Source organism: Chlorobiota bacterium, assembly GCA_016700335.1.
Lineage (GTDB): Bacteria > Bacteroidota > Ignavibacteria > OLB7 > OLB7.
Genome location: CP065014.1, coordinates 2190850 through 2214742 on the forward strand (window position 1 = coordinate 2190850; position 23893 = coordinate 2214742).

20 protein-coding genes are annotated in these 23893 nt (G+C 28.3%); 14 read left to right on the forward strand and 6 right to left on the reverse strand.

The genetic code is table 11. From position 1 onward, the window contains the following. Positions 1-8 precede the first annotated feature (8 nt). From IPP08_08980 to asnB (IPP08_09020), 9 genes are all read left to right on the forward strand, one after another. Positions 9-1835, forward strand: coding sequence for a S9 family peptidase (locus IPP08_08980; GenBank protein ID QQS65900.1), 1827 nt, complete (start codon positions 9-11; stop codon positions 1833-1835). Positions 1836-1871: 36 nt separating this feature from the next. Next, positions 1872-3035 (forward strand): hypothetical protein, encoded by a 1164-nt coding sequence (locus IPP08_08985; protein ID QQS65901.1) that lies wholly within the window; start codon positions 1872-1874, stop codon positions 3033-3035. Between the two features lie 187 nt (positions 3036-3222). Then, entirely contained in the window at positions 3223-4344 is a 1122-nt protein-coding gene (locus tag IPP08_08990; GenBank protein ID QQS65902.1) for a DegT/DnrJ/EryC1/StrS family aminotransferase, read from the forward strand. Positions 4345-4373: 29 nt separating this feature from the next. Further along, positions 4374-5321: an SDR family oxidoreductase gene (locus tag IPP08_08995; GenBank protein QQS65903.1), complete on the forward strand. Its 948-nt coding sequence runs from the start codon at positions 4374-4376 to the stop codon at positions 5319-5321. Positions 5322-5359: 38 nt separating this feature from the next. Then, positions 5360-6361, forward strand: coding sequence for a dTDP-glucose 4,6-dehydratase (rfbB, locus tag IPP08_09000; protein ID QQS65904.1), 1002 nt, complete (start codon positions 5360-5362; stop codon positions 6359-6361). A gap of 9 nt (positions 6362-6370) precedes the next feature. Beyond that, entirely contained in the window at positions 6371-8245 is a 1875-nt protein-coding gene (asnB, locus tag IPP08_09005) for an asparagine synthase (glutamine-hydrolyzing) (GenBank protein QQS65905.1), read from the forward strand. Between the two features lie 12 nt (positions 8246-8257). After that, complete coding sequence (locus IPP08_09010; GenBank protein ID QQS65906.1) at positions 8258-9709, forward strand: hypothetical protein; 1452 nt, start codon at positions 8258-8260, stop codon at positions 9707-9709. 114 nt (positions 9710-9823) lie between these two features. Then, complete coding sequence (locus IPP08_09015) at positions 9824-10942, forward strand: glycosyltransferase (protein ID QQS65907.1); 1119 nt, start codon at positions 9824-9826, stop codon at positions 10940-10942. Next, the gene (asnB, locus tag IPP08_09020; protein ID QQS65908.1) at positions 10943-12865 is read left to right on the forward strand and encodes an asparagine synthase (glutamine-hydrolyzing); all 1923 of its coding nucleotides are present in this window, start codon (positions 10943-10945) and stop codon (positions 12863-12865) included. It begins immediately after the preceding gene. Between the two features lie 16 nt (positions 12866-12881). On the opposite strand, the gene IPP08_09025 is transcribed toward asnB (IPP08_09020), so the two are convergent. Beyond that, on the reverse strand, positions 12882-13688 hold the full coding sequence (locus tag IPP08_09025; GenBank protein QQS65909.1) for a mechanosensitive ion channel family protein: 807 nt from the start codon (positions 13686-13688) through the stop codon (positions 12882-12884). 140 nt (positions 13689-13828) lie between these two features. Here IPP08_09025 and IPP08_09030 point away from each other — a divergent pair, with 140 nt between their 5' ends. Beyond that, complete coding sequence (locus IPP08_09030; protein QQS65910.1) at positions 13829-15289, forward strand: 2-hydroxymuconic semialdehyde dehydrogenase; 1461 nt, start codon at positions 13829-13831, stop codon at positions 15287-15289. 82 nt (positions 15290-15371) lie between these two features. Here the strand turns inward: IPP08_09030 and IPP08_09035 are convergent, their stop codons facing one another. After that, complete coding sequence (locus tag IPP08_09035; protein ID QQS65911.1) at positions 15372-16187, reverse strand: DUF4292 domain-containing protein; 816 nt, start codon at positions 16185-16187, stop codon at positions 15372-15374. Between the two features lie 76 nt (positions 16188-16263). Beyond that, positions 16264-18303 carry an OmpA family protein gene (locus IPP08_09040; protein QQS65912.1) on the reverse strand — a complete coding sequence of 680 codons (2040 nt, stop codon included), beginning with the start codon at positions 18301-18303 and terminating at the stop codon, positions 16264-16266. 227 nt (positions 18304-18530) lie between these two features. On the opposite strand from IPP08_09040, the gene IPP08_09045 reads away from it, so the two are divergent. The 3 genes from IPP08_09045 to IPP08_09055 all read left to right on the forward strand — a co-directional run bounded on the left by IPP08_09045 (position 18531) and on the right by IPP08_09055 (position 20587). Next, positions 18531-19484: a GDP-mannose 4,6-dehydratase gene (locus IPP08_09045; GenBank protein ID QQS65913.1), complete on the forward strand. Its 954-nt coding sequence runs from the start codon at positions 18531-18533 to the stop codon at positions 19482-19484. 91 nt (positions 19485-19575) lie between these two features. Then, the gene (locus IPP08_09050; GenBank protein QQS65914.1) at positions 19576-19905 is read left to right on the forward strand and encodes a 4a-hydroxytetrahydrobiopterin dehydratase; all 330 of its coding nucleotides are present in this window, start codon (positions 19576-19578) and stop codon (positions 19903-19905) included. Between the two features lie 10 nt (positions 19906-19915). Beyond that, positions 19916-20587, forward strand: a complete 672-nt coding sequence (locus tag IPP08_09055) for a lysophospholipid acyltransferase family protein (GenBank protein ID QQS65915.1) — start codon at positions 19916-19918, stop codon at positions 20585-20587. Between the two features lie 77 nt (positions 20588-20664). On the opposite strand, the gene IPP08_09060 is transcribed toward IPP08_09055, so the two are convergent. Then, positions 20665-21750 (reverse strand): transketolase family protein, encoded by a 1086-nt coding sequence (locus tag IPP08_09060; GenBank protein QQS65916.1) that lies wholly within the window; start codon positions 21748-21750, stop codon positions 20665-20667. A gap of 132 nt (positions 21751-21882) precedes the next feature. Here IPP08_09060 and IPP08_09065 point away from each other — a divergent pair, with 132 nt between their 5' ends. Then, positions 21883-22128, forward strand: coding sequence for a DUF2007 domain-containing protein (locus IPP08_09065; protein ID QQS65917.1), 246 nt, complete (start codon positions 21883-21885; stop codon positions 22126-22128). 7 nt (positions 22129-22135) lie between these two features. Here IPP08_09065 and lexA read toward each other — a convergent pair whose 3' ends face one another. Further along, complete coding sequence (gene lexA, locus IPP08_09070; protein ID QQS65918.1) at positions 22136-22750, reverse strand: repressor LexA; 615 nt, start codon at positions 22748-22750, stop codon at positions 22136-22138. A 40-nt stretch (positions 22751-22790) separates the two neighbouring features. Beyond that, a complete protein-coding gene (locus IPP08_09075) occupies positions 22791-23636 on the reverse strand; it encodes a hypothetical protein (GenBank protein QQS65919.1) in 846 nt (281 codons plus the stop codon). Positions 23637-23893: the final 257 nt, after the last annotated feature.

Consider the following 23893-nt stretch of genomic DNA (forward strand, 5'->3'; position numbering starts at 1 on the left):
TTACTTTTATGAAAACAAATATTATTGAGCTAAAGAATTTTTTTAAGAATCCTGAATCAAATGGTTATGCAATTTCTCCAAATGGCGAATATATTTCATTTCTAAAACCAATAAATGGAAGAATGAATATTCATCTTCAAAAAATTGGTAGTAATGATGTGAAGCCTTTAACTAATGTTACTGTACGGGACATTTTATTTAGTGTTTGGAAAGGGAATAATACTATAGTTTATTTTATGGATTTAAATGGTGATGAGAATTTTCATTTTTATACTATAAATATTGAAAATGGAGTTATTACTGATGCAACTCCTTTTAATGAAGTTCAAGCATATCCAGTTGATTTCTTCAAAGAAAATGATGAAGAAATTATAATTCAAATGAATAAAGAGAATCCAGAATTAATGGATCTTTATAAGTTAAATGTTATTTCAAATGAATTAAAAATAATTGGCAAAAATCCTGGAGGAGTCACAGAATGGTTAACAGATCATGAAGGAGTTGCAAGGTTAGCAATTCAAACTAACGGATTAAACAAGACTTTATTATATAGAGAAAATGATGTTTCTGAATTTAAAGAGATGTTTACATTTGACTTTAAAGATGCTTTTCATCCTCTAACTTTTGACTCTGACAACAAACATTTTTTTGCTTCAACTAATTTTGGGAAAGATAAAAAAAGAATTATTAAATATAATCCTGAATATAATTTAGAAACTAATTTAAAATCAATTGTTCTTTTTGAAAATGATGAATATGATTCTGAAAATGTTATGTATTCTACATTCAAAAAAAAATTAACAGGTTTTTATTATAATTCTTGGAAAACAGAGTACGTTTTTATAGATGATGAAAGAAAAAATTTACAGGTAGAAATAGATTCACTTTTCCCAAATTATGATGTAAGTATTAGAACCACAAGCACTGATGAAACCAAAATGCTTCTATTAGTAAACAGTGATAGATTTAGAGGTGCATATTATTTTTATAATTCAATTACTAAAGAGTTATTTAAACTTGCAACTATTGCTCCTTGGCTTAATGAAAATGAACTATCGGAAATGAAACCTATTCAATACATAAGCCGAGATGGACTTACAATTCATGGTTATCTAACACTTCCTATTGGACAAGATACAAAGAACTTACCTGTAGTTATTCATCCGCATGGCGGACCTCATGCTCGTGATTTTTATGGATATAATTCAGATACTCAGTTTCTTGCAAACCGAGGTTATGCAGTTCTTCAAATGAACTTTAGAGGTTCAACTGGTTATGGCAAACATTTTGAAACTATAGCTTATAAACAATGGGGAAAAACAATGCAAGATGATATAACCGATGGTGTTAATTGGCTAATTCAAAAAGGTATTGCAGACCCTAAAAGAGTTGGTATTTATGGTGCAAGCTATGGTGGATATGCCGTTCTTGCTGGACTTTGCTTTACTCCAGATGTATATAAATGTGGAATTGATTACGTAGGTTGCGCAAATCTTTTTACTATAATTGAATCTATTCCACCTTATTGGAAACCTGAACTTGAAATGACTTATCAACAAATTGGTCATCCAATTGATGATGCAGATTTATTAAGGTCAATATCACCAGTTTTTCATGCAGATAAAATTGTTGCTCCATTATTAATTGCTCAAGGTACTAATGACCCTAGAGTTAAAAAAGCTGAATCAGATCAAATGGTTGAAGCTATGCGTAAAAGAGGTGTTGAAGTTCAATATATTGTAAAAGAAAACGAAGGTCATGGTTTTCATAATGAAGAAAATAAATTTGAGTTTTATTCTGAAATGGAAAAATTTCTAAATCAACATTTATCTTAATTACTTAATTCTTTAAAACTTAAATTATAACATTATATGAGACATTTATTTTTCCTAGCAATATTGATAATTGTTAGTAAACAAGTTTTAACTTCTCAAAGTTTTTTAGGAGGTTATGATAAAAAAGCTATTACTTATAATATCGAATATAATGGGAATAACCTTAAAGGTAAAATAAATATTAATGGAGTAGAATATGCATATTTTGGAGAAAAAGATAATAGCGCTATGTTTTATACATCTACACCTATTAATACATTATTATTAAAAGGTAAAAATGAAATATCTATAGAAATAGAAGAACTAATCGATGTTAAGGATTCTAATTTTACTTTTAATTTAATTGTGAACAAATATTCAGGTTCAAAAACAAAAAAACTTTTATCCTACAGTCTACCTTTAGACATAAAATTACCTTTCAAATCTGTTTTCTCATTTAATGCCGATAACCCTCCAAAATCTGGGTTTAAAAAAATAACTGAATTTCCATTAAATAGATTTTATTCCTTAGTGGGTAATTATAAAAACATGTCTGGTGAATCAATATTAGAGGGAATTAAGTTAGATTCAATAACTAAAGTAAATGGATATATCAATTTAAACTTATCTCAATTTTCTAAAAAAGGGATTAATGAAATATTATTTGATATAAAGCATGATTCTGATGATGCTTCATTTGAGTTTAAAGTTTATGAATATTTATTAAATCAATATCCAGAAACTGGGAAAGTAATTTATTCTCATAAATATGCTGATACAATGATTCCAAAAGTAGATTTCAAATCAAATTTAAAATTTAAAATAGATTTGTCAAAATCAATTGGATGCTCAGTTTGGGACATTGGTGAAACGATTGAATTAAACAAATCAGATATTGATTCTTTAAAAAATTTAATTAAAAGAATGAACTATGTAATTCAAAATAAAGATGCAAAGAAGTTTATTGAACTTAGTAATTTTACAATATCCGAAGAAGCCAAATTAAGAGGTGATGATGTATCTATAGTAACAAAAGAAACTTTAGAATCTTTTAAAATGATTTTTAAATTTTTTAAGAAAGAAGAACTTCCTAATATAGATACAGATAAAATTAATTTTTATTTAAGAGGGAATGGAAAATTTGTTGGAGCTTCATTAATTGACTCAAGTAGAGAAACTCTTTTTGCAAAAATTAATGGGAAATTTGTAATTGTAAAATAGTGAATTCTCTTTTAAGGGTATATTCAATTAAATAATACCAGTTGATTAATTTATTCAACTGGTATTTTCATTTAAAGTATTTAAACTACACTTACTAAATATAATCTCATAAGCAACAATTTGTAATATTTATATCCACAAATGAGTTTTATTTTTACATTATTAATTAATTATAAATTATAAAAAAATGAAGGTTCCTTTTTTAGACTTAAAAGCTCAATATCTTTCAATCAAAAATGAGATAGATGCAACTCTTCAAAATGTTGTTTCAAATACTGCTTTTATTGGTGGCAAACATGTATCCGATTTTGAAAAAGCTTTTGCTGAGTATAATGGTGTTGATTATTTTTTAGGTGTTGCAAATGGAACTGATGCAATTGAGATTGTAATTAAATCTTTAGGTCTTTCAAAAGATGATGAGGTTATTATTCCTGCAAATACGTTTATTGCTACAAGTGAGGCGGTAACATCGGCTGGAGCAAAAGTTGTATTTGCTGATAGTAACCCCGATAATTACACAATTGATGTTGAAGATTTGAAAAGGAAAATTACAAGTAAAACAAAAGCAATTATTCCAGTTCATTTATATGGTCATCCTGCAGATATGGATCCTATTTTAGAAATTGCTAAGGAGCATAATTTGTTTGTAATTGAAGACACTTCACAAGCTCATGGCGCATTGTATAAAGGTAGAAAATGTGGTACAATGGGTGATTTTGGTACTTTCAGTTTTTATCCAGGAAAAAATCTTGGGGCTTATGGTGATGGGGGTGGAATTATTTTTAAGAATGAGATACATTATATTTTTTCAAAAACTTATGCTTCTCATGGTAGTAAAATAAAATATGTACATGAAATGGAAGGAAGAAATAGTAGATTAGATTCTTTACAAGCAGCAGTTTTAAATGTTAAATTACCGTATTTAGATAAATGGAGCAATTCAAGACTTAATCATGCAAAGCTTTACAACGAGCTTTTAAGTGGTGTTGAAGGAGTAACTACACCAAAGATTGAAGATTTTGCAATACCTGTTTTCCATTTATATGTTATTAGGGTTGAAAATAGATATGAGTTTATGGACTCAATGTCTTTTTATGATATTTCTACCATGATTCATTATCCTTATTCCCTTCCTAAATGTGAAGCTTATTCTCATTACAATCATAAAGAATCAGATTTTCCAGTTGCAAATTCTCAAATGGATAAAATTGTTTCATTACCAATTTATTCTGAAATGACTGAAGATATGATTCATCATGTTTGTAATTCAATCAAAGAAGTTCTAAAGCGAAGTAGTGTTCCTGTTTAATTATTTTTTACTTTTAAATTTTGAATTAAATGAATTGTTTAGTAACCGGTGGGGGTGGATTTATAGGTTCTAATCTTGTACATAAATTACTTTTGCAGGATGATAAAGTAAGAGTATTAGATAATTTTTCAACTGGGAAAAGAGAGAACTTAAAGGATATTTATGATAAAATAGAACTTATTGAAGGGGATATTAGATCATACCATATTGTTCGAGAAGCAGTTGAGAGTATAGACGTAATTTTTCATCTTGCTGCCCTACCTTCAGTTCCTCGCTCGGTTAAAGATCCAATTACAACTCATGAAGTTGGTGTGAATGGTATTTTAAATGTTCTTCAAGCAGCTCGTGAATGTAAAGTTGGAAGAATGATTTATGCTAGTAGTTCATCAGTTTATGGAAATAGTGATGTGCTTCCAAAACACGAAGGCTTAATGCCATCTCCTTTATCACCATATGCTGTATCTAAATTAACAGGTGAATATTATTGTCAAGTTTTTCATAGATTATATGGTATTGAAGCAGTTGCTTTGCGATATTTTAATGTGTTTGGTCCTAGACAAGATCCTGAAAGCCAATACTCAGCTGTGATTCCTAAATTTATTGACATAATGCGAAATAATGAAAAGCCAGTTATTTTTGGTGATGGAAGCCAATCTCGTGATTTTACTTTTGTAGATAATGTAATTCAAGGTAACTTATTAGCAGCTAAAACCGAGACAGGTGTAGCAGGTGAAGTTTTTAATGTTGCTTGCCACGATAGAGTTACTTTAAATGACTTATGTGTTTCTTTGAACAGAGCTTTAGGTACTAATATAGATGCGGAATACACTAATGATAGGCTTGGCGATGTGAAGCATTCTTTTGCTTCAATTGATAAATTTAGCAATGTAACTGGTTACAAACCATTAGTTAGTTTTGAAGATGGAATAAAAAAAACAGTAGATTGGTATCTTAAAAATAGGGAGTTAAGTTTTTAAGATTGAGAATCAATGAGTAATCAATTATATATATTAGGATGAAAATTATTGTTACGGGTGGTTGTGGTTTTATAGGTTCGAATTTAATTATACATTTATTAGAAAATAAACCTGAATGGGAAATTTATAATATAGATGCTTTAACTTATGCTGCAGATTTAAATAATCTTAATGAAATTAAAGGTAATTTAAGTTATAATTTTTTAGAGTTAGATATTAATGATAAAGTAAAATTAAAAAAAAAAATTTCTGATATTAACCCAGACGGAGTTTTTCATTTAGCTGCTGAAAGTCATGTTGATAATAGTATTTCAAACCCTTCTAAATTTATTGATACAAACATTTTTGGTACTTATAATTTGCTCGAATCTTCTAGGGAAATATGGGGTACTGATTTCTCAAAGCGTTTCTTACATGTATCTACAGATGAAGTTTATGGTGATCTCAAGACAGATGAAAATCCTTTCACTGAGGAAAGCAGATATAAACCAAGCAGCCCTTATTCTGCTTCAAAAGCAGCTAGTGATCATTTAGTTAGGGCATGGGCTAGAACCTATAATATGAATGTTGTTTTATCAAATTGTTCAAATAATTTTGGACCAAAGCAACACAAAGAAAAGCTCATTCCTACTGTAATTAATTCTTGCTTAAACAATTTACCTATCCCAATTTATGGGAAAGGAGAAAACATTAGAGATTGGCTATTTGTAGAAGATCATTGCTCTGCCCTGTTATCTATATTTGAAAAAGGAAAATCTTTTGAAACATATTTGATTGGCACCAGAAATGAGTTACAAAATATTGAGTTGATTAAAATTATTTGCAAATTGATGGATGAAATACTAAATAAAAGTATCAATGATTCTTGTTTGAATTTAATAAGTTTTGTAAAAGATAGAGCCGGTCATGACATGAGATATGCAGTAGATCCTTCAAAAATAGAAAGTGCATTAAATTGGAAACCAAACAAAAATTTTAAAACTGGGTTATCAGAAACTATAGATTGGTACTTAGATAAATTTAATAATACTTCAAAATAATTTAATATTATGTGTGGAATTTTTGGAGCAATCGATTTATCAGGGAATCAACTACCATTCTCAGACAACATTTATTCAAATGCTCTTAATGCTATTAAACATAGAGGACCAGATGATGAAGGTAGGTGGATGAATGATAATAAATCAGTTTTTCTTGGTCAAAGAAGGCTAAGTATTATAGATCTTTCTTCTGCAGGGCACCAGCCAATGTGTAATGAAAATAATACTCTTCAAATTATATTTAATGGAGAAATATATAATTTTCAAGAAATTAAAAATGAACTTCTTTTACTTGGTCATAAGTTTAAATCTAAAACTGATACAGAAGTAATACTTCATGGATACGAACAATATGGAGAATCTATTGTTCTCAAACTTAGAGGGATGTTTTCATTTGCAATTTATAATACTTTAACAAATGAAATCTTTATAGCACGCGACAGATTAGGTATTAAGCCATTGTATTATGTGCAGTGCGATAAATTGTTTATATTTTCATCTGAGATAAAACCTATTTTTGAAACTGGAATAATCAAAAAAAAGATTTTAAATTCTTCATTAGCCCAATATCTTACTTTTGGAAAAGTTTACTCTCCAGACACAATATTTGAAGGAATTAAAAAATTACCATCTGCTCATTTCATAAATATTAATTCACAAACTCAAACACTTACAGCAATTAAATATTGGTCACCATATTCTAATATACTTAATTTACCTCCAGCTTCTGATGAGCAATTTTACATTGACAAAACTAAATCATTATTCTTTGAGTCAGTAAAACTTAGAATGCTAAGTGATGTACCAGTAGGAGTATTTTTATCTGGTGGAGTAGATTCAACAGCTAATGTTGCTGTAATGTCTTCAATTTCAAAGAATGTAAATACATTTACAGTTGGTTTTAAAGGTCAAACCGAATTAGATGAAAGAAAATATGCTAGAAAAGCTGCAGATTATTACAATACAAATCATTTAGAATATGAAATTAACAAAGATGATTTTATTGATTTATTACCTGAGGTAATGGGATTTTTAGATGAACCAATTAATGACCCAACTGTATTACCTATTTATTTTATATCCAAACTTGCTAAAGAAAACAATTCAATAGTTATATTAAATGGAGATGGTAGTGACGAACTTTTTTGTGGATACAATAAATGGATTAAATATCTCAAAGCCAACAAATTGTTTAGTATTAGTAATAAACTCCCAAATTTTGTAAACAAACTATTCTCTACAATTTTTAAAAGTAATGAAATTATCTCCGATATTTTTTCCAGGTCTGCAAATAATGTAGAGCTTTACGTGGGTTCTACTGGAGCTTTAAAAGGAACATCAGAATTGAATTTGATAGCAGATAAATATGACGTCTATAAAACTGTTATAAATGCAAAAAAATTATTTGATGAAGAAAAAAAAACAGATAATTATTGTGAATGGCTAACTTATTGGGGAATTAAAAGCGAAGTTGAAAATGTATTTCTTTATAGAGCAGATAGAATGGGTATGGCAAATTCAATTGAAATTAGAGTCCCTTTTTTAGATCATAAATTAGTTGAGTTTGCAACTCAAATGCCTCAAGAATTAAAATATAAAAATGGTGAAAAAAAATATATTTTAAAAAAAGCTCTTGAGGGCATCGTTCCAAATGAATTTTTATACAGAAAAAAACAAGGATTTTGTGTGCCTATTCAAGAATGGGCAAGTGAAACAATGGCTTTTAAAATTAAAAGTATTTTACCCATAATTTTCCAAGAAAGCAATTTGCTTGAACAGAAATCTGTTCATTCGCTAATTGACTCTTTGAACAATCCAAATCATGATTTAGTTTGGCAACTATACGCACTTTGCGTTTGGTATGAAAACTGGTTTTTAAAATAAGCTTAAACTTATATGTCAATTTTCTTTCAAGTCTTTTTTTTCTTATTGTTAACAACTAGATTTTTTTCAGAGACATTAGGAATTTTACCTAAAGGGGCTGATTTGATTGATTTGATTGTTATTCCCTTTTTTATTCCAGTGATGGTTGCCTTGTTTGCTATGAGAGTTCAGAAATCTGGACAAATAGATAACAAACTTCATAACTCATTAGTAAGATTAGTACTTTTTTATTTATCTATAAGTTTAATTTCATTCATTGCTAATTATCAAAGGGTGAATTTACCTCCAGCTGTATTGTTTTTGTTTGGTATGTTGGAGGGTCCTATTCTTTTTATCTTATTAAACAGGTTGATAAAAGATAAAAAGAAATTTGGGAAAACTATGTCTAGGTTTATTAATTTTATTGTTATAGTAGAGTTTTGTGCTGTAATATTTGTTAACATTCCAATGTTTGTAGAATCAGGAAACCCTGATGTAATGTCTGGTACTTTTGGAAACAACTCTTATCAATTTTCTGTTTTTCTAATAATTATTGGTGGATATTTTTTAGGGAAATTATTAACTACTTCAAATTTTACTTATAAAATATATGGTATCATTATTCAAATTTTTGTTTTAGGAACTTTTATTTTATTGCAGTATAGAAGCGCTGTTCCAGCTTTCTTCTTGGCTTATGGAATTGTGTTTATTATGCTTTATGGTAAAAAATTTATTAGGCTAGCGGCATTAGGTACAATACTTGCATTAATGATCTATGGAGGTTTTTATTTTGTTTCTTCTCAAGATTATAAATTGCGTTATGAAGATTTATTGGATGTTGCGTCAAAACCAAGTGATGCTGTAAATTATGGAAAAGTTATTGCATTTAAAAACACTGCAATAATGTTTACTGAACATCCACAAATGATAGTATTTGGAAGCGGACCAGGGAACTTTATTAGTAGAGCAAATTATACTTTCACAATAGAACTAAACCAAAATATTACTAAAGGTGTTGGCTTTATTATAAGAAAATTTTTTGGGAACAAAGAATTTTCCAGTGATGTATTTAAAACTCATATTGAAAAACTATATTATATGGATGCATTGTTTGGATCAGTTCAATTAAATAATCCAAATTCAAGTTTATTAGCTCCATTAGCAGAAACTGGTTTTTTAGGTTTTATCTGTTTTGGCGGAATATATTTAATTCTAATTAAAAAATCAAAAGAATATTTTCAGTTTTCTCGTAAGAATGCTGATAAACATTTGTTACCTTTAGCGACTGCTTTATTTATGGGTGTTTTATATTTAATATTTTTAGCCCCTTTAGATAATTATCTTGAAATTGGAAGGATAACTTTATTTATTTGGTTTCTTTTTTGGGTTGTTAATTCTTTAGTTGAATACAAAAAATTTGAGATTAAAAATCAAATTATGAATCTATATCTTCAAAAAGAAAAATTTTTGATAAATCAACAATAGTTTGTTATAATTTTTATTGTTATATAATTTTTTAAAGTTTAATATTTAACTTAAAATAATAATTGAATTTATATTTGATTTTAGTAATTATTTTTTAGATCACTATTTCTATTTATGAAAAAATTAGTTATTATTGGTCCTCTACCACCCCCTTTTATGGGTCCTGCTGTTGCAACAAAAAGATTTATTGAAAGCGAATTTTTAAAATCTAAACTTGAAGTAATTCACTTTGATACTACTGATAAAGAAGGTATTGAAGAAATTGGACTTCTCAATTTTAATAATATTTTTCAAGGACTTAAACATTCTTTTCTGTTTATTTTATGTTTATTAAAACATAAACCAGATGTTGTTTACATTTCAATTGCTAGAGGTTTTTGGGGATTTTTGAGAGATCTTTTTTTTATTATTCCATCAAAAATATTTTTTGTAAAAGTGATTGTTCACTTAAGAGCAGGTAGGTTTGATATAATCCATGATAATGGAATTCTAGGTAAAGCAATAGCACAAATTGGTTTAATGTTTTGTGATAAAGCATTAGTTTTAGGTAAAACATTAATGGGAGTATTTGGAGAATCGATTAATTCAAATAAAGTTTCAATACTTTGTAATGGTATGCTACTTGAAGGTTGGGATGCAGGTAAATGGCAAGATGAAAGGCATAATAAAAATACTTTCAATATAGTTTGCATTTCTAATTTGTATCACGACAAAGGTATTCATATTTTAATTTCATCAATGCCTGAAGTATTAATACAATTTCCTGATGTAGTTTTAAATATTGCTGGAGATTGGCAAGGAGTTGATTATGATAAAATGTGCTATAAAATTATTGAAGAAAATTCACTCTCGAATTGTGTCAATATTTTAAAAAGAGTAAATGATGAACAAAAAAAGGAACTATTAAGAAATTCAGATGTAGCAGTTTTTGTACCTGTTGCTCCTGAAGGATTGCCATGGGTTGTTCTTGAAGCTATGAGCGCTGCATTGCCTGTAATTGGAACATCTCAAGGTACGATGAACGAAGTTATTCAAAACGAATTTACTGGATTTATTATCCCAACCAATGATGTTAAGAACTTAAGTAAAATTATAATTGAACTTTTAAATGATAAAGAGCTAAGGTTAGATATGGGCAATAATGGAAGGAAAAGAGTTGAGGATTTTTATTCAGAAAAAATAACTCACAATAATTTAGTAGATATTGTATTTAATGTTTTAACAAAAAAATAAATGTGTGGAATAGCTGGAGTTTTTGGTACTGGTAGCAAAAGTGAGTTGAAAGCAATGTCTGATATTATTTCTCATCGAGGACCAGATGATAGTGGTGAAGTTTGGTTTGAAGAAGATAATTGTGGATTAGCTCATAGGAGGTTATCAATAATTGATTTGTCTGTATTGGGTCATCAACCAATGAAAAACAAATCTGGAAACAATTGGATTACATTTAATGGTGAAATTTATAATTACCTAGAACTCAGGTTAAGGTTAATTTCTTTAGGTCATAGTTTTACAACAAATTCTGACACAGAGGTTATACTTGCTGCGTTTGATCAATGGGGATATAACTGTTTAAAAGAGTTTAATGGAATGTTTGCTTTTGCTATTTATAATTCAATTTCTAAAGAACTCTTTATTGCTCGTGATCAACTTGGAATAAAACCATTTTACTATTATCATAGAAATAATGTGTTTGCCTTTGCTAGTGAAGCAAAATCATTATTTGAAGTTAAATCAATCTCGAAAGAGATTGAATTTGATGCGGTTGTAAGTTCATTGCTTTTTTTGTGGGTACCAGAACCTGAAACTGGATTTAAAAATATTTTTAAACTTGAAGCAGGTCACTTTGGGATATTTAAAAATTCTGATTTAATAATTAAACAATATTGGGATGTACCTATTTCATATGATATCCAAGAAAAATCTGAAGAATATTATATTGATGAATTAGATGAAATACTTAATAAAGTTGTTAAAAGGCAAATGATTTCAGATGTTCAAGTTGGAGCTTTTTTATCAGGTGGGTTAGATTCAAGTTTGGTTGTTGCACTAATGAGAAAAATTAATAATGGAACAATTAATACTTATACAATTGGATTTTCTGAAGAGGATAAAAAGTTAGAAGCAATGAGTGATGATTCAAAATATGCTAAAATTGTTGCTCAACATTTTGGTACTACACATCATGAAATTCAAGTAGGAACAGATATAAACAAACTGATGCCAAAAATGTTATGGCATTTAGATGATCCAATTGCTGATGGTGCTGCTATTAATACTTACCTAATTTCTAAAGGAGCAAAAGATAAAGGGACAACTGTCCTTCTTAGCGGTATGGGTGGTGATGAAGTTTTTGGAGGTTATAGGAAGCAACTTGCAACTTTGTTAATTAGTAAATATCACAGAATACCCAATATATTTAGAAAAGGATTCATTGAACCAATTAGCAATTTATTGCCAGTAAATATTTTTAATAAAGGAATTAAATTTACAAGATGGACCAAAAAATTTCTTAGAAGTGCACAATATGATCCATTAAGTGCATTTATTTTTGGGTTTGCTTATCTAAATGAAAGTGAGTTGAATCAGGTATTAAATTTAAAATTTTCTAAAAGTTCAATTGAAGAATATTATCCTATCAAAAAATACCGTGAAGTAGCTAAAAAATGCAATGGAGCAGATTTAATTTCACAAATGACATATCTTGATACAAAACTTTTTTTACCTGGAATTAACCTGGCTTATTCTGATAAATCTGCAATGGCTGCAAGCGTTGAAAGCAGACCACCATTGATAGATGTGGAGCTTGTTGAATTTGCATCTAGATTACCACCTAAGTATAAAATAAATGGAAAGATTCAAAAATATTTATTAAAAAAAGTTGCTGAAAGGTATATTCCTAAAGAGATAATTTATCGCCCTAAAGCAGCTTTTGGTACACCAATACGTGCTTGGATGAAACGTGGTTTGGATAAAGAAGTTCGTGAGATGTTTAATAATCCAAGTGAAATTATTACAGAATATATTAACCCTAAATTACCTCTTCAATTTTTAGAGGAACATATTGCAGGGAAAGCTGATAATGCTCACAGGCTCTGGGGTTTATACTCGGTTGGTTTGTGGCTAAATGGTATTAAAAACAATTATCATACTTAATAAATTTTGTTTAAACTTATTGCATAACAACTACAATTCCATCTTTACTTAACTCTTCACGAATATTTTTTAATATTAATGATTTTGCTGTATCTGCAAGCATTACATTAACTGAAGGCTTAATAGAAATAGTTATTCCTGCTCTATTTGCTTCTGTAAAAGATACTTCAGGTCTTGGATTTTCTAATACATATTCATTTGAAACTAATACTCTCTGGCAAATTTGTTGTAGTCTATTTATATCTGTATTCTCTGAAACTGTTATCATCATTTCCAATTTCAAGTATTCAGTTTTACTCCTATTTATTATTACACTTGAAAATATCGAACTATTTGGAATGTAAGCTCTTGAGTTTTCTTTAGTGCTAATTTCAGTTGCAAACATCCCAATTTCAATTACATTTCCTCTAATTCCAGAAACTTCGATGTTATCACCTGTTTTAAATGGTCTTAATAAAAGTAACATTAAACCAGATGAAAAATTTGTTAAAGATCCTTGTACACCAAGTCCTACAGCTAATGTCAACGCTCCTAAAATAGTAGCAAAAGATAAAGTAGGAATTCCAAACAAACCAATAATTGTTAGAATTAAAATTGACCAAAGAAGAATTCTAACTGAGTTAAACAAATATCTTGAAATTGTAATATCAGTAATAACTCTTCTTGAAGCTCTTCTAAGAATTGATAAACATATTCTTATTAAAAAATATCCAACGAACAATATTATTAAAGCCGATAATGATCTTAATCCAAACGTAACAGCAAATGATGTGAATGTTTGTAAACTGAAATATTTAGAAAGATCAGAAAAATTTTCGTTCATTTATTTTTTTTGAAATTATAAATTCCATAGTTATTTTGCAATGCAAATTTATGTTAGATAATTTAACTTAAAAATAAATTGTTTTTCATTTGTTAAATCAAAAATCAAACTAAAAATAAGATTTTAATAAAATATTTATCGTGAAGGAAATTAAGTTGTTTATAAATGGAGAATTTAAAAATTCTTCTGAAAATTTATCATTTAAAAATATTTCTCCAATAAATGGAGAAGTAATTTCAATTGTTCATGAAGCAGGCAAACAAGATGTTGATAATGCAGTTAGTTCTGCAAAATCTGCTTTGAATGGAGAATGGGGTAAGATGAAACTCAATGATAGATTAGATTTAATTGCAGGAGTTTCAGATGGTATTATTAATAGATTTAATGATTTTTTAGAAGCTGAAATTTATGATACGGGTAAACCAATCTCATTTGCCTCTCAGGTAGATATTCCAAGAGGAGCTGCTAATTTCAAAATATTTTCACAGTTAAGTAGAAATATTTCTACTGAATGTTTTCAAACTGATACAGATGATGGTTTAGGTGCTATAAACTATTCCTTAAGGCATCCATTAGGAGTTGTGGCTGTTGTTTGTCCTTGGAACTTACCATTACTATTAATGACTTGGAAAGTTTCTCCTGCTTTAGCTTGTGGTAATACAGTTATTGTAAAGCCATCAGAAGAAACTCCAACAACTGCATCTTTACTTGGTGAGGTTATGAATTCAGTAGGTATTCCAAAAGGTGTTTATAATGTGTTGCAAGGATTCGGACCTAATTCAGCTGGTGAATTTTTAACTTCTCATCCTGATATTTCTGCAATAACTTTTACAGGAGAAAGTAGAACAGGTTCTGCTATTATGAGGTCTGCAGCTAATACAGTAAAACATATTTCTTTTGAATTGGGCGGTAAAAATCCATCAATCATTTTTGATGATTGTGATTTCGATGCTGCAGTTGCTGGAACAGTACGTTCAGTATTTGCAAATTGTGGTCAGGTATGTTTGTGCTCCGAACGAGTTTATGTTCACAGAAGTATTTTTGATAAATTTGTAAATGCATTAAAAATTAAAGCACAAGAATTAAAATTTGGGGATCCTTTTGACTATACAACCACCCTTGGTCCTCTAATTAGCAATGATCATAAAGAAAAAGTTTTATACTACTATAACTTAGCAAAAGAAGAAGGTGCTACTTTTGTAACAGGTGGTGGAGTACCTAAATTACATAATAAATATAATAATGGAAGTTATGTTGAACCTACAATAATTACTGGTTTATCAGAAAATGCAAGGTGTGTAAAAGAAGAAATATTTGGTCCTATTTGCCACATCCAACCATTTGATACAGATGAAGAAGCAATATCAATGGCAAATGATTCAGTATATGGCTTGTGTGCTGCCATTTGGACAACTAATTTAAAACGAGCTCATATAACTGCTTCAAAATTAGAAACTGGGATTGTATGGGTTAACTCATGGTTTTTAAGGGATTTAAGAACCCCTTTCGGGGGCATTAAATTGAGTGGTATTGGGCGTGAAGGAGGATTGCATTCAATTAATTTCTATAGTGAATTAAAAAATATTTGCATTAAAATGTAGTTATCTATCATTTTTAAAAATAAAAAAAGAAGACTAATAAATAATGTCTTCTTTTTTTGTATTATTTTGTTTCAAAAACTTATTACATCTTTTTTCTTTTAACATCAGATGGAAATTTTATTGTACAATAATTTCCATTCTCAATTTCATCTTTTACTTCATCAACTGATAATCTCAAATTTTGATTAGAGGAAAATATTTGAGCATCTGATTTCATAGCAAATAGCCTTTTATCATTCAATGATTTGAAGTCTGAATATTTAACAGTAATTTCTTTATTTTTAAGATCTGAATATCTAGTATAGTTTTGAAGCGAATTTTGATTTTGTAAAATTGTATACTCTTCCTTTGGAATTAAAGTGGTTTTAAAGCACAGGCTATCTTTAAATTCTTGAACTGTAAAATTCCCGATAACTGGTTGTTTTGAAAGCTCACCTCTTAACAATGAAACTATATCATAATAATCCATATCTATTTGAATAAGTTTTTTGAATGTTTCCTTGTTTGGTGTTCCCTCAATTACCTCATCTTGCCTAGCATTGTAAAAAATGAAATGGTCTGGTGTGGCAGATAAAGCACCAACAGATATTCCAAAGGGTCCAGTTAAAATTAATTTCAATGAATCTTTTCTTTTAATAACTGCTTCAAATGAAATTCCTATTGGAATACCTGTAACCCTCATTGAACCTTCTATAGAAAGATTTGGTGTAATATCGGTTAATGTGAACAATTTTTCAATTGCAATATCATTAATACTTTTTTGTGAACTAGTTTTTACTTGAGATCCACTATTTAATGTATCTTTCACAATTGGTTTTTGAGGAATTTTACTACTTGTTGAACAAGCTGAAATTATTACTAATAATAATAGTAAAAAATGAAATTTTAGTTTATTCATAGTTAATTTTATATTAAATATAATTTTATTACAAAATGTAAAACATATAATTACTTACATATTACAAAAAACATTCTCAGTTATTGATTGGAGTTTTAACTTGAACTTCCACTGTTCTACAATAGAATCTTCCTTCTGGTAAATCATTTGGATATAATGTTAAAGTTTCACCTGCACCAGTTACTTTATTTATTGGAGTGTTTAAAGCTTTTGAAGTTGCATTAGCCCTTTTTATTGAAAGCTCTGAATTGTGCACATCATCTCCTAATCTATCTGTATATCCTGTGATATCAACTTCTGAATTTTGTTTAATGCTTCTTTTAATCATTTCAACAATTTTCAAACTTGCTTGCTTTAATTCAGGTCTATCAAACTCAAAAGTGATTAATCTATAATTCTCAATAACCATATCTCCTATTCTATTTTCTTTTTTCTTTTGAATTGAAAGTTGATTTACAGGAATTTGAACAGTGTCAGTTACACTTCTTAGTAATGAATCAGTTAATGTAATTGTTGCATAAACAGGTTTGTTTGAGTTTAATTCCATTCGTCCATCCTTTATTACATCCCATTCTAAATTACTATAGGATTTTGGATCAGTAAAATCTTGTAGTAACATTTGACCCTGATTAATTTGAGTTTGTAAATTTCTTACACCTGCTGGGGCGTTAATCTCAGGTACTAATTTGATTGATTTTGGTTCAACAGTTTTTATAGTATCTATCAATATAACTGGATCTAAAATTGCTTCCATATTTGAATACAACTCAACTCTTCGATTCTCTGAAATACCGTCTATATCATTGATATTTGAAGGTGTTTCAGGTAAATTTCTAGATGAAATACTAATTCTAATTGGATCAATTGAGAAAACTTCAGTTAAATATTTTTTAACATTTTCAGCTCTAGACTTTGATAATGAAGTATTATTGAGCTCCCAACTTTCATTTGAATTAGTTCCAACTAATTTTAAAGTTGCAGTTGAATTATCTCGCATTCTTTTACCAACAATGTTCAAAATGTTATGGTAAACATCAAGTGTTTTTTCTGCAAAAAGTGATTTCTCTAAAAATTTATTTGCTGAATCATTATTTAATGTAACATATCTTTCTGGCAACACAAATGAACTTTGATCAAAGAATACATAATTCAAAAGTGGATGTATTTGAGTGTTTATAAATTCTTCAACTTTAACCACAGGATTTTCTTTTTCTTGTCCGTTATTATCTATTCCAATAATTTTTAATTTAACTGCAATAGGTGGTAATGGTGGCTTTGGTTGCAATGGAGGTGGTTCAGGTGGTGGTAATAACCATTTTACTGCAATTCCTGCTCTAACTTGGCTTGCACTCCAATTTTTATCTGGTCTTAAATTATTTAGAGCAATTGATGTATAAAATTCAGGTACAAGTAGCAATCTTTTAGTTAAATTTAAAGGCAATTCATAATCACCATTCAATACAAATGCTGTTCTATTAGAAGTTTCACTCATTGGTCCACTTGTTTTATTCCTAACCTTAGTATGAGTTCCATCATCATTAACAAACGAACCACTCTCAGGAGAAAGCAAGTATTCTTCTTGTTCATAATTAGCAATTGGCATAAAACCAAATTCCAATCCAGCTCTTAAATTCATAGCTTTTAAAACACTATAACCACATGTAAAATCCATTGAAATAATTCCTAAATTAGATTTGAATCTGTATTCAGTAATAGCAGAAACAGTATCACTTTTATCGGGAACGCTTACAGGACCAATATTAGCTTTGGTAGTCATTGAAGCATCTAATTGATAATAATTCAATCTTGCCATAAACCTAAATTTATTTAAAGGTATTTCAAACAATCCGCCAAAAGCAAACCCAATTCCACTACCATTCTCATATCCTAAATTATCAAAGTCGATACAAGTATTTGCCTCTGGAATACCCCTAAATAATTTAGCATAATGCATATTTAAGCCAATATGAGCATATAAGCCATATCGCATTTGAACTCTTTCCAAATCACTAAAATCGTTACCATACCTTATAGTGTCTTGTACTTGAGCTTTTAAATTTTGTGATATTGATAGAACTATTAATGTAATTAAATAGATTAATAATTTAACTTTCATTTTTTTAATACTTTTAAACTGATTATAAATAATTTTCTAGATTCTAACTTTTACTAAACCATTTGTTACTAACATTTACTCAATATTATTATTCTATTATCAATTATAAAGTTAATTTATATATAAAAGTTAACATCACAATTTACGCAATTAAGATTTGATGAAAAATTCAAATTTAATTTAGAAATTTTATTTATTAATTTAGATTTGTAATTCATTATAATAATATGTCGGATAGAAAAACAATTTTAATTACTGGATGTGCTGGATTCATTGGTTCTAACTTAGCCGAGAAGTTGATTTCTAATGGTAATTACATTATTGGAATAGATAACTTTGATTCATACTATTCAAGAGAAATTAAAGAAAAAAATATTTCCCAATTAGTTTCATCATCTAATTTTAAAATAATTGAAGATGATATTAGGAATCAAAAAGTAATGGAAAACTTAATCTCTGAATCTGATATTATAATTCATCTTGCTGCCAGAGCTGGTGTACGTCCTTCTATTGAAAATCCAATGTTGTACCAATCTGTTAACATTGAAGGTACAAATGTTATTCTTGAGGCAATGAGAAAGTTAAACAAAAAAAAATTGATTTTTGCTAGTTCATCCTCGGTTTATGGAAACAATAAAAGTATTCCTTTTTCAGAAAAAGATAGTGTAGATTTTCCTATAAGTCCTTATGCAGCAACTAAAAAATCTGGTGAGTTATTATGTTATACTTACCATCATTTATTTGGAATTGATGTTGCATGTTTAAGATTTTTTACTGTTTATGGTCCTAGACAAAGACCCGAAATGGCAATTCATTTGTTTACAGATTTAATTGAAAAAGTGTTGGAAATTAAAATGTTTGGTGATGGATCAACTGCTAGAGATTATACTTATATAGATGATATTATTCAAGGAATTGAATGTGTGATTGAGAATTTAAAAGGTTACAACATTTACAACTTTGGTGAAAATCAAACCACTACATTAAAAGAGTTAATTAATATCATATCAAAAAAACTAGGAAAAAATCCAATAATAAAAACAATGCCATCACAACCTGGTGATGTTGAGAATACTTTTGCTGATATTTCAAAAGCTAAAACAATTGGATATAACCCTCAGACTAAGATAAATGAAGGTATTGATAAATTTGTAAAATGGTATAAAGAAAATTCAATTTGATAATTTTAATTTTAAATTTTAATTTTATGTTTGTTTTGCTAATTTTAAACATTATAAATTTCAAATAAAAATAAATATTCAACAAAATATTATGTCTTTAAATAAAAAGAATTGCGTTGCTTGTTCAGGTGAAATTCCTCCTCTAAATCAAATAGAAATTTTAGAATTTTTGAAAGAATTAGATCCTTCATGGGAATGTATTAATAATCATCATTTAGAGATAAATTTCAAGTTAAAAGATTTTGTTACAGCATTGGAAATGACAAACAAGATAGGAATGTTAGCTGAGGAAGAAAACCATCATCCTGATTTACATTTAAGTTGGGGAAAAGTTAAGGTTGTAATTTTTACTCATAAAATAAATGGCCTCACTGAAAATGATTTTATTTTGGCTTCTAAAATTGATATGTTAAATAAATAATTAAAATAAATTGATTGAAGCTAAATCTTCATACATACATAAAAAATTTTGGACTTGGATTTTTTCAAGGATTCTAAAAAAGAGATTTAATAAATTTACTAGGATTGGTATAAATAATCTTAATGAATGGGAAAATAAAATTAATAAATCTACCCCTTTAATCTTAGCTGGAAATCATAGTTCTTGGTATGATGCTGTTTTGCCAGTAGTAATTTCTTTTTCAGATTACAAATTTGATGCTTATGCAATGATGGAAGATTTGCAGATTATAAAGTACAAATTCTTCTCTAAAATAGGTTGTTTTTCTATCAATCTTAAAAACTCAAAATCAGCTGCAATTTCATTAAGGTACACAATAAATCTACTAAATAATAAAAAAAGAGTATTATGGATTTATCCTCAAGGGAAAATTGTTAATCAAGAAATTAGACCAATAGTATGCTCAAAAGGAATTTCTCAAATAATTTCATCTTTAGAAAAATCTATATTTATTCCATTTGCAATTAGAATTGATTATAATGAAAATGAGTACCCTGACATAATCATCAAATTTGGCAATCCAATTTTTTTCAATAAATCGGATAACTTTACTAAAGATAAAATAATGGATATAATTTCAGAATCTATCAATTTAGAATCTGACAAATTAAAATCTATTGTACTTTTTGAAAACAACAAGTAACAAAAATATTTTTAGATATAAAAAAAATCGTCTGAACAATAATTCAATGACGATTTAAAATTAATTACTTAATAAAACTATTTATTTAATTCATCTTGTTTAATCAAATCTGACAGAGGAAAAACAGTACCTGGTTTTGGATAATTTTTTGGTTGATCTTCTTCAGTAAATCCAATTTTAGTCATTGATTGAATTACATTCCATTCACCAGCTCTTCTTTTCAATACTTTTTTAACTGATATATAAACATCTTGAGCAGTCAAGCCAAAAGCTGTCATTAATTCAACTGAATTTCCAGAACCTCCAAAAGTATCAGTAACACCAACAAACTCCATAGGTACAGGACAATTTTTAACAACTACTTGAGCAACTGCAGAACCCATTCCACCCATAATTTGGTGTTCTTCAGCTGTTACAATTGCCCCGCATTCTCTTGCAGCTAAAGTAATTGATTCAGTATCTATAGGCTTTACGGTGTGTAAATTAATAACTCTAGCATTTATTCCATCTTCTTTTGCTAATCGTTCTGAGGCTACTAATGCTTCCCAAACCATCCATCCGTTTGCAATTATTGCAACATCATTTCCCTCTCTAAAGGTTTCTGCTTTCCCTATAGCGAATGGAGTATCCTCTCTTGTTATCATAGGTACAGATTCTCTACCAAAACGTATGTAAGCAGGACCAACCATTTCTCCCATAGCAATTGTAGCTTTTTTAGCTTCTTCATAATCACAAGGAACAATAAGAGTCATATGTGGAAGAGACCTTAGCAAGGAAACATCCTCAAGAATTTGATGAGTTGCTCCATCTGGTCCTACAGAAATACCACTATGACCACCACCAATTTTTACGTTTGCTTCATTATAACAAACAGAAATTCTTAATTGATCAGCATTTCTTAAAGCACAAAATGCACCATAGCTAGCAAAGAATGGTACTTTACCCGATAATGCTAAACCTGCTGCAATAGTTGTAGCATTTTGTTCTGCAATACCAATTGAGAAAAATCTATCTGGAAATTTTTGTTGGAAAAAACTTGTTAAAACTGATCCTGTTATGTCTCCTCCTAAAACAACAATTCTTTCATCACGTTCCCCTAAAGTTACTAACCCTTCGCCAAATCCAAAGCGTGTAGCTTTTGCACCGTATTGTTCGAACTTCATTTGATTAATATTAAAAATAAATTTGATTTTAATTTATGCGAAAATAACTTAATTGAATTAATGGATTAAAAAAACAATTGAATTTATTTTTTCTATTCCAAAATTATTTAACTTTGTTGAAATTAAATTTATATGAATGAAAATTTTGTAATTGTAGAACGTTACACCAATCCAATTTCTGCTCAACTTGCTTGTGGTAGGCTAAAGGCTGAAGGTTTATTCGCAATTTTAGATGATTTATATACAATTGGAGCAAATCCTTTATACTCACAAGCGATTGGTGGAATTAAACTTAAAGTTCCTGAAGATGAATATGAACGTGCTAAGGAAATTTTAAACCAAAATTTTAGTGAAGATTTTGATATTGAAAATAATTAACAACTTATTAAATATTTGTTCCACTAATTTCTCTAATCAAAGAAACTGCTCTACCTTCAATTTTAAAATCTTCTATATTTGATATTGCAATTGTTGGGAAATTGTTATTTGATGATTCTAATAAAACCCTATCAGCAATTTGAAAAAATTTTCTAATGTATAATTCCCCATTGTAGAAACCTGCAACTAATTCCCCGTTTCTTACATAATTCATTTTTCTAAATACTAATTTGTCACCAATCTTTATTCCAGCTCCTGACATTTCATCACTTTTAACTTCGATCAAAAATGAGCCTTCCGTACCAGTAACAACTTCATCAACTGAATAATAACCATTTGTATTTTCTTTACTTGTTATATCATTTTTGTTTTTAATGTAAGCTATAATTGGAACATTTACAGCCACTGGATAATCTTTTAACTTGATTCCTCTACTTTTCCCACCTCGTAATAAACTTATCTTACCCTTTTTCTCTAATGCTAATAAGTGCTTCTTTACTGCATTTTGAAAAATATTAAAATGACTTCCTATTTCACGTTCAGTTGGAGGGTGTTGGTTGTTACGTAAATATTGCTCAATAAATAACAATATTGATAATTGCCTTGAAGTAATTTCTTTCACTTAATTTTTACTATTTGGATTGAATATTTAAAATTTTATTTTAGTCGTCATCTTTCTCGAGTCGGATCATTTTAATTGAAATTTTAGAATTTACATCCTTAACCAAACTATAAGAATTTTTATCGAATTCAATTCTAGTTGTACTTACATTTTTAGTTTTAAAATAATTTCTAATCATCAAACATCTATCACTTACAAGTTGTTTTATTTGATCTTCATTCATTGTAGGTTTTTGAACTTCTTCCACCTTAACAATTGGTGTAGCTTGTAAGTTAGTTATTGAATCAGTTTTAACTTTTTTATCTTTATTTGTTTTTACTTTCTTTTTTATAGATGAATTTAAAATTTGTGGTGTTGAAATAACTTCTCCAGTTTTTACAGTATTGTTTGTTACTGCTATTTCGTCAGCCCAAACCCCAAAAGCTAAGACAATAGCTTTTTCACGATTCATTAAACCAACAACAGAATCAATTGGAACTGTATTTATAATTTCCGAACTTCCAGGTTTAAATATTTTACCTTCAAACAAAATCATTCCTATCGGTATCATATTTACTTTAAAGTCTTGGACTAAATCTTCATAGACCCCTCTAGCAGCTTCAAACATAAATTCTTTTTTATAAATATATGGCGAAGTAATTCTTACTAAATATTTTTTAGCAGAATGCATTAAAATTGAGTACTCACCAGATTCATTATTTATTCTTCCTGAAAAATCTGCTTGTAATGGGTCTGAATTGAATACTTCAATTAATCCATCACGAAACACTTTTCCTGTTGTAGAATCAGTAATTTTACCTTGATACAATTTTTGGTCAACATCACTACTCTGTCCATAAACAGTAAATGCAATAGAAAACAAAAAAATAAATGAAATTATTTTCATAGTCAATAATTATTATTGATAAAGATTATTTTAATTAAGTTCAAATATAAAGTAAAATTTAAATATTTAATTGATTTAGAATTTATGAAATTCCTATTCATTCAAAGATTAAAATATATTTATTCCAATTTTTCAACCAATTAAATATAATGTAAAATATAATTATCTTCTGCAAGTATTTATAATTGAAATCATATTATATTTAAAATGAACTTGTCGCAACAAAAAGTTTGTTTAATTTCGAGCAGTTTATTGAT